12 protein-coding genes and 1 pseudogene are annotated in these 12,773 nt (G+C 64.1%); 5 read left to right on the top strand and 8 right to left on the bottom strand.

The window, feature by feature from the left end; translation table 11 throughout:
* Positions 1-81: 81 nt before the first annotated feature.
* The 4 genes from LB536_RS02660 to LB536_RS02645 all read right to left on the bottom strand — a co-directional run bounded on the left by LB536_RS02660 (position 82) and on the right by LB536_RS02645 (position 4,127).
* Positions 82-1,104: a DUF937 domain-containing protein gene (locus tag LB536_RS02660; RefSeq protein WP_224590016.1), complete on the bottom strand. Its 1,023-nt coding sequence runs from the start codon at positions 1,102-1,104 to the stop codon at positions 82-84.
* A gap of 90 nt (positions 1,105-1,194) precedes the next feature.
* Positions 1,195-2,568, bottom strand: a complete 1,374-nt coding sequence (locus LB536_RS02655; RefSeq protein ID WP_140756638.1) for a glutamate--cysteine ligase — start codon at positions 2,566-2,568, stop codon at positions 1,195-1,197.
* 145 nt (positions 2,569-2,713) lie between these two features.
* On the bottom strand, positions 2,714-3,448 hold the full coding sequence (locus LB536_RS02650) for a 16S rRNA (uracil(1498)-N(3))-methyltransferase (protein ID WP_140757039.1): 735 nt from the start codon (positions 3,446-3,448) through the stop codon (positions 2,714-2,716).
* A 31-nt stretch (positions 3,449-3,479) separates the two neighbouring features.
* Positions 3,480-4,127: a hypothetical protein gene (locus LB536_RS02645; protein WP_224590015.1), complete on the bottom strand. Its 648-nt coding sequence runs from the start codon at positions 4,125-4,127 to the stop codon at positions 3,480-3,482.
* A gap of 87 nt (positions 4,128-4,214) precedes the next feature.
* Between LB536_RS02645 and LB536_RS02640 the strand changes: the two genes are divergently transcribed.
* Positions 4,215-4,913 (top strand): type 1 glutamine amidotransferase, encoded by a 699-nt coding sequence (locus LB536_RS02640; protein ID WP_224590014.1) that lies wholly within the window; start codon positions 4,215-4,217, stop codon positions 4,911-4,913.
* 276 nt (positions 4,914-5,189) lie between these two features.
* Entirely contained in the window at positions 5,190-5,330 is a 141-nt protein-coding gene (locus tag LB536_RS02635; RefSeq protein ID WP_023782442.1) for a hypothetical protein, read from the top strand.
* Between the two features lie 36 nt (positions 5,331-5,366).
* On the opposite strand, the gene LB536_RS02630 is transcribed toward LB536_RS02635, so the two are convergent.
* Genes LB536_RS02630 through LB536_RS02620 form a run of 3 tightly spaced genes read right to left on the bottom strand, consistent with a single transcriptional unit; the run spans position 5,367 to position 8,140 of the window.
* Positions 5,367-6,140 (bottom strand): metallophosphoesterase, encoded by a 774-nt coding sequence (locus LB536_RS02630; RefSeq protein WP_224590013.1) that lies wholly within the window; start codon positions 6,138-6,140, stop codon positions 5,367-5,369.
* A 34-nt stretch (positions 6,141-6,174) separates the two neighbouring features.
* Positions 6,175-7,311 (bottom strand): alpha-hydroxy acid oxidase, encoded by a 1,137-nt coding sequence (locus tag LB536_RS02625; protein ID WP_140756646.1) that lies wholly within the window; start codon positions 7,309-7,311, stop codon positions 6,175-6,177.
* Positions 7,312-7,336: 25 nt separating this feature from the next.
* A complete protein-coding gene (locus tag LB536_RS02620; RefSeq protein WP_140756648.1) occupies positions 7,337-8,140 on the bottom strand; it encodes a FadR/GntR family transcriptional regulator in 804 nt (267 codons plus the stop codon).
* 207 nt (positions 8,141-8,347) lie between these two features.
* On the opposite strand from LB536_RS02620, the gene LB536_RS02615 reads away from it, so the two are divergent.
* The gene (locus LB536_RS02615) at positions 8,348-9,670 is read left to right on the top strand and encodes a DUF3422 family protein (RefSeq protein WP_224590012.1); all 1,323 of its coding nucleotides are present in this window, start codon (positions 8,348-8,350) and stop codon (positions 9,668-9,670) included.
* A gap of 156 nt (positions 9,671-9,826) precedes the next feature.
* Complete coding sequence (locus LB536_RS02610) at positions 9,827-11,323, top strand: FAD-linked oxidase C-terminal domain-containing protein (protein ID WP_224590011.1); 1,497 nt, start codon at positions 9,827-9,829, stop codon at positions 11,321-11,323.
* A 7-nt stretch (positions 11,324-11,330) separates the two neighbouring features.
* On the opposite strand, the pseudogene LB536_RS31295 reads toward LB536_RS02610, so the two are convergent.
* A pseudogene (locus LB536_RS31295) lies at positions 11,331-11,520 on the bottom strand (hypothetical protein); the annotation flags it as partial.
* A gap of 42 nt (positions 11,521-11,562) precedes the next feature.
* On the opposite strand from LB536_RS31295, the gene LB536_RS02605 reads away from it, so the two are divergent.
* Complete coding sequence (locus LB536_RS02605; RefSeq protein WP_224590010.1) at positions 11,563-12,768, top strand: FAD-binding protein; 1,206 nt, start codon at positions 11,563-11,565, stop codon at positions 12,766-12,768.
* The last annotated feature ends 5 nt before the right edge of the window (positions 12,769-12,773 follow it).

The following is a 12,773-nucleotide window of genomic DNA, read 5'->3' as shown; positions in this document are numbered from 1 at the left end:
ATGAATGTTACGGGTTTCCGGATATTGCGGCGCATCTGCTCCAGCCGTTTGCTCATGGATTTGCCTCGGACGTTTGAACTGCTACCGCCGGTCCATGTCCCGCTTGAACTGGTCAAAGATCGTTTCCACGCCCTTCTGGTATTCGTCGCGCTGCTGGGCGCCGGTCTCGAACATCTTGCCGAAAATGTCGTCGAACGGGTTCCTTGGGCGGCCGCTTGGATTGGCTTGCGGCTGTGGTGGCTGGCGCTGCTGCGGCTGCGGCGCTTGAGGCTGTTGCGGTGCCGGCTGCCCGCCCGGCATGCCACCGAAGCCTCCGCCTTGCCGCAGCATCTCCTCGAAGATTTTCCCCAGCGGGTTGTCGCCGTAGGGACTCTGTGTCTGCTGTGGCTGGGGTTGGCTTTGTGGTTGCTGCGGCGCGCCGCCGCCGAACATGTCCTGCAGCACCTTGCCGAGAGGATTGTCGCCGTAGGGATTGGGTGCCGGCTGCGGCTGGCTTTGCGGTTGCGCCGAGCCGCCGCCGAACATGTCCTGCAAGACTTTGCCGAGCGGGTTGTCCATCTGCGGCGGCGGCGCCTGGCGCTGTTGTGGCGCCGGCGCCTGCATGCCGCCTTGCCGCATCATCTGCTCGATGATCTCGCCCAGCGGATTGCCGCCACCCCCAAGACCAGCCGCGGCCTGCATCTGATTTGTCGTCTGCTTGAACAGTCCGCCCATCACCATCGAAGCGATCGCGGGCAGCATCTGCTGCAGGATCTGCTGGCTGACGCCGCTCGCCTGCGCCGCCTGGCTGGCCACCGCGCGCGACAGCTCCTTCGAACCGAACAGATGTCCGAGAATGCCGTTGCCTTCATCGACGCCTTGCGGCGAGAAGGCGCGCGTCGCGTCCTCGAAATACTTGGCGTGCTGGCCGCTTGCCATCGCCGTCATGAAGGCGCCGAGCCCGTAGGGATCGGCGGTGTTGCGTTGCAAACCTTGTGAAAAGGCCGGCAGCAATGCGGCGACCGCCGCCTGTGTCTGCTGCAGCGAAAGCCCGTATTGTTGGGCAAGCGCCTGCATGCCGTTGCCGTTCTGGGCCTGCGTCAGCATGTCGAACAAGGTAGGCATCGGCTTCTCCTCCGGGAAATCCTCAGGTGAGAGCCTAATTCGTTTCAATGCCCGATTGAAGCAGCTTTTGCCGCTCGCTAGCGCGCGGGGTTAATAGGCATATTCCATGAATACCGGCTCGATCGAGCCGCCCCAGCGCGTGTGATAGGCCGACAGCATCTCCTCGGCGCTGGTCGTGCCGCGCGCCACGACCTCGTCGAGCGTGTTGAGGAACGAGGTTTCGTCGTAGCCGTCGCGGTTCCTCTTGCCGCGGTTCTTCAATCCGGTGCGCGAAATGGCCATGACGTCGCGGGCGACTTCGCGCAGCGTGGTGTTGCGGAAAGGCGCGGAAATGCCGAGTTCGGGCACGGCATTACGCATGGCCAGCACTTCCTTGTAGGTCCAGCTCGACGTCAACGCCTCGGCCGCGTCGAGCGCCGCCTCGTCGTAGAGCAGCCCGACCCAGAAGGCCGGCAGCGCGCAGATGCGCCGCCAGGGACCGCCATCGGCGCCGCGCATTTCCAGGAAGCGCTTCAGCCGCACGTCGGGGAACAAGGTCGACAGATGGTTTGCCCAGTCGCCCATGGTCGGCAGCCCGTCAGGCACTTCATTGCGCGCGGCCCCGGCCATGAACTGGCGGAAGGTGATATGCGTCATGTCGTGATAGCGGCCGTCGCGAATGACGAAATACATCGGCACGTCGAGCGCCCATTCGACATAATCGGCGAAGCCGAAATCCGGTGAGAAGCAGAATTCGAGCAGGCCGGAGCGTTGGTTGTCGGTGTCGCGCCAGATGTCGCCACGCCAGCTCTGCAGCCCGTTCGGGCGGCTGTCGGTGAAGGGCGAGTTGGCGAACAGCGCCGTCGACAGCGGCTGCAGTTTCAGCGACACCTGCATCTTGCGGCGCATGTCGGTCTCGCTCTCGAAGTCGAGGTTCACCTGGATCGTGCAGGTCCGGTACATCATGTCGAGGCCCTTGGTGCCGACCTTGGGCATGTAGCGCGTCATGATCTCATAGCGCGACTTCGGCATTTTCGGCGTCTCGGCCAGCGACCATTTCGGGCTGCCGCCGAGGCCGAGGAAGCGGATGCCCATCGGCTCTGCGATCTCGCGCACCTGCGCCAGATGGGCATTGCCTTCGCGGCAGGTCTGGTGGATCGTTTCCAGCGGCGCGCCGGAGAGCTCGAACTGACCGCCGGGTTCCAGCGAAATCGCGCCCTGGCCTGTCGGCTCGACCAGGCCGATGATGCGGCCGTCATCGATGATGGGATCCCAGCCCAGCTTGTTCTGCATGCCTTCAAGGATGGCGCGGATGCCGCGCTCGCCGCCGTAAGGCACCGGTGCATTGCCATCGACATAGAACGGGAATTTCTCGTGCTCGGTGCCGATGCGCCATTTTTCGCGCGGCTTGTTGCCTTCGGCCAGGTGCTCGACAAGCTCGTCTATGCCTTCGATGGGCCGGAAATCGGTTGTGTCGCGCGCCATTGTCAAGCCCTCAAAGGCGGTTGGACCCACCGCCGGCGCTAAATGGACGAAATGTCAGTAGCCGATCAAGCGAAAAATCCTGAGCCACAGGTCAAGAGGAATTGAAGACCACGGCCGGCAAACCGCTCTTGCAAGAGACAACGTCCTACCAGTCGCCAATTGTTGCCTGCATCACCGCAAGCGCCGCCACCGCTGCCGTGTCGGCGCGCAGGATACGCGGCCCGAGCGGAATGGCGGTCACGAAGGGGAGCGCCCGCAGCATCTTGCGCTCCTCGTCGGAAAAGCCGCCCTCGGGCCCGACCAGCAGGGCGAGCTTCTTTTCCTTTACCGCCTGCAAGGCAGGCAGCGGGTTGTTGGTCGAGGCGTCCTCGTCGCAGAAGATCAGTCGCCTTTCCTTGTCCCAACCGGTCAGCAGGCGCTCGAATTTTTCCGCCTCGCGAACCTCCGGCACCGCCAGGATGCCGCATTGTTCGGCTGCCTCGACGACATTGCCGCGCAGGCGATCGATGGACGGCTTTGCCACCTGGGTGTGCTGGGTGATGACCGGCTGCAGGACGCCGGCGCCCATCTCGACTGCCTTCTGCACGAGATAATCGAGCCGGCCCTGCTTCAGCGACGCGAAGCAGTAGACGAGATCGGGCAGGGGCGGCTGCGTCCGTTGCGGCGCCAGTACCTTCAGCCGCACCGATCGCTTTGATTTCGCTGATATCGCTGCCGACCACTCGCCGTCGCGGCCATTGAAGACAAGGATCTGCGCGCCTTCGGAGAGCCGCAGCACATGCAAGAGATAATGGCTCTGCTGCTGGCTGGGCTCGAACTCGATGTCTGGCCCGAGGTCATAGGGCACGAACAGACGTTGCATCTTGTAGTTGGCGCGCATGGCCGAGGAATGGGCGAGGCGGCCGCCGGCGTCAAGCCTTGGCGGAAGGATGCCACACGGGTTGAAAGCCATGACGCAGGACGGCAAGCGTCGTCTCCGGGGTCAGCAGCACAAGCGTCTCATCCTCGAACTGATCAAGGCTGGTTGGCGGGCCGTATCCGGAAAAGGCCCATGGCAATGCCTCGCCTTCGCGCAAGGCATAGGCGTTGCCGCCGGCTGCGATCATCGCGCCATGGGGCAGGCGGGCAAGCACATCCATCGCGACAGCCGGCCGCTTGCCGCCCGACGCCAGCCGCTCCCTGTGCAATCGCTTGTCGACCTGCGGGGCGCGCGGCTCGGCAATACCGAAGGCTTGGCCGAGGCGGGCGACAAAATCCCTGGCCCGTTCGCGCTGGCAAAAGAAACAGGGGCGATGTCCGGCCGCGAGCGCCGTCACCTCGTCGAGAAAGAACAGCTCGGTCCAGCCGGCCTTGCCACCGGCCCGGTTGCGGCCCATCGGCTCGCGCCGCACATTGCGGAATTGACACACGCAGATGATCCAGGCCTGAAGCGCCCAGCGCTTTTTCAGGAGAGTCCTTGTCGCGGGGTCGTGGATAATGCCGCGATTGCCGGTGAACAGGCCGCGCTCCGGCACGGCGTGGATGGCGCCGAACGGATCGACCCGGTTCTGCAGTGGCATAGTCTTCTCCGCGTGCTCGCATCTTGGCTGAAATGCCGGCGCCATGATATCGCTCGTGGCACCTTTTTCATGTCAGCAGGGTTTTCGATGCGTGTGCTGGTTGTCCAGAACTACGACAACACCGGCCTCGGCCAGGTCGGTGCGGCACTGGCGGAAGCGGGTGCCGATCTCGATGTGCGCCTTCCCTACATGGGCGATCCGCTGCCTGAGGACGCAACCGGCCATGATGCCATGGTGGTACTCGGCGGCGGCCAGAATGCGCTGGCCGACGAAGAATATCCCTATTTCCCGGCGCTGCTCGAACTGACCCGCGATTTCGCTGGCAAGGACCGCGCCGTGCTCGGCATCTGCCTCGGCAGCCAACTCGTCGCCCGCGCCTTTGGCGGCGAAAACCGCATCGGCGGCGCCAACGAATTCGGCTGGCGCGGCGTGTCGCTGACGCCGGATGCCAAGGTCGATCCGGTGCTGGCTGAACTGCCGGAAAAGTTCCCGATCTTCCAGTGGCACGACGACACGTTCGTGTTGCCCGAAAACGCCGTGCGGCTCGCCGGCAACGATGTCGCCGAAAACCAAGCGTTTCGCGTCGGCCGCGCCGTCTATGGCTTCCAGTTCCATTTCGAGGCCGACCGGCCGATGGTGAAGGATTGGAGCTCCTCCTTCGCCCCGACCATTGCCGCGCGCCATCCCGACTGGGCCGGCAAGCTCGATGGTGAAATGGCCCGCAACGGTCCCGACGCCGATGCGGCTGGTCTCGCCATCGCCCGTGCTTGGGTGGCGACCATCTAACGTCCGCTCACGGTTCGCGTGACATAATTGGCACGCGGCCATGAATCCGTCTGGGGAAAACCTTTTCATCCTTGGCTTGTGTCCGGCCGCCATCCTAGAAGGCGCGCGCCCTACGCTGGCTGTGCAACCGGGATGAACCTTTTGTGTGACCCGTGCGACACACCATCGATACAGAACACGCCTAGAAGCGCGAAATCGTCGAAACTTTGAAGCGATTTTTCCATTTCAACGCATTGGTAACCGCCTCGTGCACAGATGCAGGAAGCTCAACAAGAGATGACCTCCGTGAAAGCAGCGCTTCTGTCCTTTGCCATGCTGTCCGCCATTGTGCTTTGCGGTCTTGGTATTTACGCCGCCGATGCGGCCAACAACCACAACGCCGTCGACGGCTACGGCGTCACCGCTTCCCTGCGCTAGGCCAAGGCATCCGTCGCGCCCTCGGGCGCCGGGTCCTCAAGGCTCCTTTATCGACATTTCCAGGATGCGTTTGTCTGCGCCGTCCACGACGAGCGCGGTCAACATGCCTGACTGCCAGGCAAGCGTGTCGACATTGACGCGGTTGGCCATCACTTCCGCCTCGGGGACGGGCGTGTGGCCGTGCACCACGATCTTGGCGAAGAGGCCGGTGTGGTCGTGAAAGACGTCACGGATCCAGATCAGGTCCTGCGGGTTCTGATTGTCCAAGGGAATGCCTGGCCTGATGCCGGCATGGCAGAAGAAGAAGTCGCCCGATGTCACCGAGAACGGCAGCGATCGCAGGAAATCGACATGACTTTGCGGCACGGCGTCGAGCAGGGCTTGATGGCCCCTGCGCACGGCTGATTCCGCCTTGCCGAACCAAACGCCGCTGCCGTTGTTGATCGTCACCCCGTAGGATTGCGCGGTCTGGATGCCGCCGAAACGGATGAACAGCCCTTCGGGGTCGGGCGTCTTGAGAAAATCGAGAAAGCCGATGTCGTGATTGCCGGCCAGCATCATGTTTCGCGGATCACGTTCGCGCGCCTCGATCAGAAAGTCGATGACGCCCTTGGAGTCCGGTCCGCGATCGACATAGTCGCCAAGATGGATGATGCGCCAGTCCGCGACCAGGTCCCTCGCGATCTCGGCCTTGATCTGTCCGTGCATGGCGGCCAGCAGGTCGAGCCGGCCATGCACGTCGCCGATCGCGTAAAGACGCACGCCGTCCGGCCCATGTGCGTCGAGGAAATGGATGCCAGGTTCCGCCAAGGTCTGGATATCTCCGTGGTCAGATGTCACGGACTTAGCGTCGGAGCTGCTCCTTGCCCATGTCGGTGACCAGACGCTTTCCGCACAGCGCCAGCGTGATGTCCATCTCCTTGCGGATGATTTCCAACGCTTTGGTAACCCCTTCCTTGCCCAGCGCGCCAAGGCCGTAAAGAAATGGCCGGCCGATATAGGTGCCCTTGGCGCCTAGGCACAGCGCTTTCAAAACGTCCTGGCCGGAGCGGATGCCGCCGTCCATATGGACTTCGATTTGGTCGCCAACCGCGTCGGCGATTTCCTCCAGCACCATGATCGACGATGACGCGCCATCGAGCTGCCGCCCGCCATGGTTGGAAACGATGATCGCGTCGGCGCCGGTCTTGGCCGCCATCAGCGCGTCTTCCTTGTCGAGGATGCCCTTGAGGATCAGCTTGCCGCCCCAGCGTTCCTTGATCCAGGCGACGTCCTTCCACGACAGTTGCGGATCGAACTGCTCCGTCGTCCATGACGACAGCGAAGCCACATCGCCGACGCCCTTGGCATGTCCGACGATGTTGCGGAAGGTACGGCGCTTCGTGCCAGCCATGCCCATCCACCAGCCAGGCCGCACCGCGATGTTGGCTATGTTGGCCAACGTCATCTTGGGCGGCGCCGAAAGCCCGTTGCGGACGTCCTTGTGACGCTGGCCGAGGACCTGGAGGTCGAGTGTCAGCACCAGCGCCGAGCATTTCGCCGCCTTCGCCCGGTCGATCAAACTAAGCACGAAGTCCTTGTCGCGCAGAACATAGAGCTGGAACCAGAACGGTTTCTTCGTCACCGAGGCGACATCTTCGATAGAGCAGATGCTCATCGTCGAGAGCGTGAACGGCACGCCGAATTCCTCTGCCGCCTGCGCTGCCAGCATCTCACCGTCGGCATGCTGCATGCCGGTCAGGCCGGTCGGCGCCAGCGCCACTGGCATCGACACTTTCTGGCCGACCATGGTCGATTCCAGCGAGCGGTTGCTCATGTCGACCAGCACGCGCTGGCGGAACTTGATCTTCTGGAAGTCTTCCTCGTTCGCCCGATAAGTGCTCTCGGTCCAGGCGCCCGAGTCGGCATAGTCGAAGAACATCTTGGGCACGCGCCGGCGCGCGAGATCCTTGAGGTCTGCGATGGTGAGAATGTCGCTCATGATGGTTCCCGCTTGATCGAATTGATTAGGAGCGTCTACGCGCCGGTTCGTTGTCGCCGGCTTCCGAACGCTGCCGCAGCCTCAGCCGCGACACGCGTTGCCAGTCGCCGCTGCGTTCGGCTTCCGCCATCGAACGCTCGACATAGGTCATGTGGTCCATCGCCGCCTGGCGGGCGCCGGCTGGATCGCCGGCCTTGACCGCGGTGTGGATCGCCCGGTGCTGCGTCAGCAGCGCCTCGCGTGCGCCAGGCACGGTGAACACCAGCAGCCGGTTCTGGAACACGCCTTCCGACAAGAGCCGGTAGCAGGAGCGCAGCGTGTGCAAGAGCAGGATGTTGTGCGCGCATTCGCAGATCGCATGATGGAACTCGACGTCGATCTCGGCCTCGTCGTCGAAATCGCAGGTGCGATGCGCCTCGTCCATGCGCGCCATGATGCGGTCGAGCAGGGCAAGGTCCTCGGGTGTGGCGCGCCGCGCCGCGTATTCGGCGGCTATGCCTTCGATCTCGCGGCGGTATTCCAGATAGTCGGCCACCGCCTTGCGATGCGTCGAGATCAGGTCCGCCACCGGCTTGGTGAACAGCTGGCCGATAATGTCGGCGACGTGGGTGCCGCCGCCCGGACGGGTCGACAGCAGGCCGCGCCCTTCGAGCGCCTTCAGCGCATCGCGCAGGATGGGCCGCGACACATCGAACTGACGTGCCAGCTCGCGCTCGCCCGGCAGCCGGTCGCCGGTGCGCAGCACGCCTTCGAGAATGAGGCTTTCGATCTGCTGCACCACCTCGTCGGCGGTGCGCGAATGCTCGATCCTGGAGAAAATGTCGCTCAAAGGAAGCGCCTGGAGAACGGAATGATGTCGCGCAGATTAAGGCCACTGTCGCCAACTGGTCAAATTATTTATCCAATTCGTCTCGTTCGGTCGATTCTTGCGCCGCGCCGGCATATCGCCTCGGGCTAAACTTTGCTGTTTACGTCCCTTGCCGATTGCAGCAAGACGACGCCATTGCACGAAGGGTCGAAACCAGGGGGACCAGACGTGTCGGACGAGACGTCCAATCTTGAATTCCAGCCGCGAAGCCAAGGCAGCGTCATGGGCTTTCCGGCGCATGAAGGCCGGCCCGGCGCGCTCGGCGAGGTTCATGCCCGCCCGCATCCGTTGGTCGAGAAGCCGCGCGTGCTCGTCCAACTCTCCTTCATGACCGAAGGCGGCTCCGCGGTCGACCATGCCGTGCTTTCCGAACTGTCGCGGCGCCTCGGCATCGCCGCCCCCGAGCGTCATGCCCGCCACCACGCCATGAAATGGGGCAAAGGCACGCTGCGCTGGGAGCGGCACACGGAATTCTCGACCTATCTCTGGGAAGGGCCGCTGGCCGAGAATGGCCGGGGGCAAGAGGATTCGCCTTTCGGCAACGGCTTTTCACCGCCGGGAACCGTCATCTCGGGCATCCGGCTCGAGATCCGCAAATGGACGCAGGCGAACGAGAGGCTGATCGCCGGCTTCGATCCGACCAGCCTCTGTCACTCGCTGGTCGAGCGTGGCAGCGCGGCCATCGTTACCGACTTCCGTCAGGACGGCGACGGCATGACCCGCATGCTGGTGCTCGACCGAGGTCTCACTCCGGCCAGCACCGGCGCGCTGTCGCAGCGGCTGATCGACATCGAGACCTACCGCACGCTTGCCATGCTCGGCCTGCCGCTGGCGCTCACCTTGTCCGGCCGCGCTCGCCGCATCGAGGACCGCTTGGCGCAGACGACGCTGGAAATGAAGGCCGCCGAGACGCGCGACAACCAGACGCTGCTCGCCGACCTGACGGAGCTTGCCGCCGAACTGGAGGCCGATGCCGCTTCCAGCCTCTACCGCTTCGGCGCCAGCCGCGCCTATGACGGCATCGTCACGGAAAGACTCGAGGCGTTGGATGAGGAGCCTGTGCAGGGCTACGACACCTGGGCGGGTTTTCTGCTGCGGCGCATGGCGCCAGCCATGCGCACCTGCCGCTCGGTCGAGGAGCGCCAGGCCAATCTGTCACGCAAGCTGACGCGCGCCACCACGCTGCTGCGCACTTGGGTCGATGTCGAGGTCGAGAAGCAGAACCGCGACCTGCTCGCCTCGATGAACAACCGCGCCCGCCTGCAACTGCGCCTGCAGCAGACCGTCGAGGGCCTCTCGGTCGCCGCCGTCTCCTATTACGTTGTCGGCCTCATCGGCTATGTCGCCAAGGGCGCGTCGGTATTTGGCCACACCTTCGCACCGGAGGTCGTCACCGCCGCCTCGGTGCCGTTCGCCATCCTGCTGGTCTGGTGGGGGGTGCGCAGGGTGCGACAGATGCACTCCGAGCCGGCGAGACATCCGGGCGAATAGTCCGCCCCAGACTTCAAGCGCGATAAATGCGCAGCGGCAGATTGCCGCTGCGGAAGCCTTGCCTGCGTCCGTCGCCCCGACGCCATCAAAGCAAGGTTTGCAACAAATGCCGCTAGCTGGTAAATCATTTTTACCAGTCGAGTGGAGGAAGTGCCGATGTCCGGCCTTGCCATGCCCAAGCCAGACGCCGGGACGCTGCGCCGGCGCAACGAAATCGTCGCCGACATGCGCATCATCGTGCCGGGCGAGGGCGTAGTCGACGCCGCCAACGAAATGCGCGCCTTCGAAAGCGATGGCCTGACCGCCTACCGGCAGATGCCGCTGGTCGTGGTCCTGCCAGAGACGGTGGCGCAGGTCTCGCGCGTGCTGAAATACTGCAACGACCGCAACATTCGCGTCGTGCCGCGCGGATCCGGCACCTCGCTGTCGGGCGGTGCGCTGCCGCTGGAGGACGCGGTGCTGCTGGTGATGAGCCGGTTCAACCGCATCCTCGAGATCGATTTTCCCAACCGCATCGTCGTCGCCCAGCCCGGCGTCACCAATCTCGGCATCACGACCGCCGTCGAGCAGGAGGGCTTTTACTATGCCCCCGATCCATCCTCCCAGATCGCCTGCTCGATCGGCGGCAATGTCGCGGAGAACTCCGGCGGCGTGCACTGCCTGAAATACGGCCTCACCGCCAACAATGTGCTCGGCATCGAGATGGTGCTGATGAATGGCGAGGTGGTGCGGCTCGGCGGCGGCCACCTCGACGCCGAAGGCTATGACCTGCTCGGCGTCATGACCGGTTCGGAAGGTCTGCTCGGCGTCGTCACCGAAGTCACCGTGCGCATCCTGAAGAAGCCGGAGACGGCACGCGCCCTGCTGATCGGCTTTCCGACCAGCGAACAGGGCGGCCAATGCGTCGCCGACATCATCGGCGCCGGCATCATTCCGGGCGGCATGGAAATGATGGACCGGCCGGCGATCCATGCCGCCGAGGATTTCGTCCATGCCGGTTATCCCCTCGATGTCGAGGCGCTGCTGATCGTCGAGCTCGACGGGCCGAGCGTGGAGGTCGACCATCTCATCACCGCGGTCGAGGCGATCGCCATCCGCAACGGCTCGACCACGTGCCGCATCTCGCAGTCCGAGCAGGAGCGGCTGAGTTTTTGGGCCGGTCGCAAGGCGGCCTTCCCCGCCGTCGGCCGCATCTCGCCCGATTACTACTGCATGGACGGCACCATTCCGCGCAAGGAGCTGCCGCGCGTGCTGGCCGGCATGCGCGAACTGTCGGAGAAATACGGTCTCGGCGTCGCCAATGTCTTCCATGCCGGCGATGGCAATCTGCATCCGCTGATCCTTTACGATGCCAACGTGCCGGGCGAACTGGACAAGGCCGAAAGCTTCGGCGCCGACATTCTGAGGCTCTGCGTCAAGGTCGGTGGCGTGCTCACCGGCGAGCATGGCGTCGGGGTCGAGAAGCGCGACCTGATGCCGGAAATGTTCAACCAAATAGACCTCGATCAGCAGATGCGTGTCAAATGCGCCTTTGATCCCAACCATCTGCTCAATCCCGGAAAGGTGTTCCCGCAACTGCGTCGCTGCGCCGAACTGGGCCGCATGCACGTGCATCGCGGCCAGGTGGCATTTCCCGACATTCCGAGGTTTTGAGCTGATATGTCGGCGCGTGAACACCCCCCTCTGTCCTGCCGGACATCTCCCCCTCAAGGGGGGAGATTGGCAGTTCGTGCGCTTCGCCTTTTCTTCAACGCAGAAGATTGGCGAAACCCTGCGCGACATCTGATCTCCCCCCTTGAGGGGGAGATGTCCGGCAGGACAGAGGGGGGCGCGACAGAACTCGGCCTATCCTGTTTCCCCCGCTTTGCGGGGGCAAGGAATCAGGTGCGAATATGACCATCTTCAGCCCCCTGACCCCAGATGAAGTCCTCTCCACCATTGCCTGGGCGGCGGCAGAGGAAACATCGTTCGAAATCCTCGGCCATGGCTCCAAGCGCGGCATCGGCCGTCCGTTGCAGACCGAGCACACGCTCGACCTGTCGAAACTTTCGGGCGTGACCCTCTATGAACCCGCCGAACTGGTGCTGTCGGCCAAATCAGGCACGCCGCTGGCCGACATCGAAAAGCTGCTGGCTGAAAACGGCCAGCAGCTGGCCTTCGAGCCGATGGATTACGGCCCGCTGCTCGGCGGCGAGCCGGGCAAAGGCACCATCGGCGGCGTGCTCGGCGCCAACCTGTCCGGTCCGCGCCGGCTGAAGGCGGGCGCCGCGCGCGACCACATCCTGGGCATCAATGTCGTCTCCGGCCGTGGCGAGGCCTTCAAGTCCGGCGGCCGCGTGGTCAAGAACGTCACCGGCTATGATCTGTCGAAGCTGATGGCCAACAGTTGGGGTACATTGGCCGTCTTCACCGACGTGACTTTCAAGGTGCTGCCGGCGGCCGAGACCGAAATCACGCTCGCAGTTCGTGGCCTGCTCGATGATGCCGCCTGCGCCGCCATGGCCCTGGCGCTGGGCTCCAGTGCCGAAGTGTCGTGCGCCGCCCACCTGCCGGAGCGCGTCGCCGCGCGCGTTGCCGGCGGTGCGCTCGGTACCGAAGCCGCCACGCTGCTGCGCGTCGAAGGCTTTGGTCCTTCCGTCGCCTATCGTATTACCACGCTGAAGACCCTGCTTGGCAAGGCCGGCCCGCTGGAGGAGATTGCCAGTGAGACCTCCAAGGCAATCTGGCGCGATATCAGGGATTGCAGCCCCTTCATCGATGGCAGCGAAAAACCGGTCTGGCGGGTCTCGATGACCCCCGCCCAGGGCCACCAGATGATCCTGACGCTACGCATGCAGGCAGCCGTCAGCGCCTTCTACGACTGGCAGGGCGGGCTGGTTTGGCTGCGCATGGAGGAGGGCGATCCGGAAGCCGCGCTGTTGCGTGGGCTCTTGAGAAAACATGGCGGCGGCCATGCGACGCTGGTGCGCGCTACCCCATCCCATCGGGCGGCTCTGCCGGTGTTCGAGCCGCAGGCGCCGGCGCTGGCGGCACTCAGCCAGCGGCTGAAACAGGAATTCGACCCGAAGAACATCCTCAATCCCGGCCGCATGGCCTAGGACAT

The organism is Mesorhizobium sp. ES1-3 (genome assembly GCF_020164795.1).
Lineage (GTDB): Bacteria > Pseudomonadota > Alphaproteobacteria > Rhizobiales > Rhizobiaceae > Mesorhizobium.
Note: the sequence above shows the minus strand (reverse complement) of the source record. Positions and strands in the feature narration are given on the sequence as shown.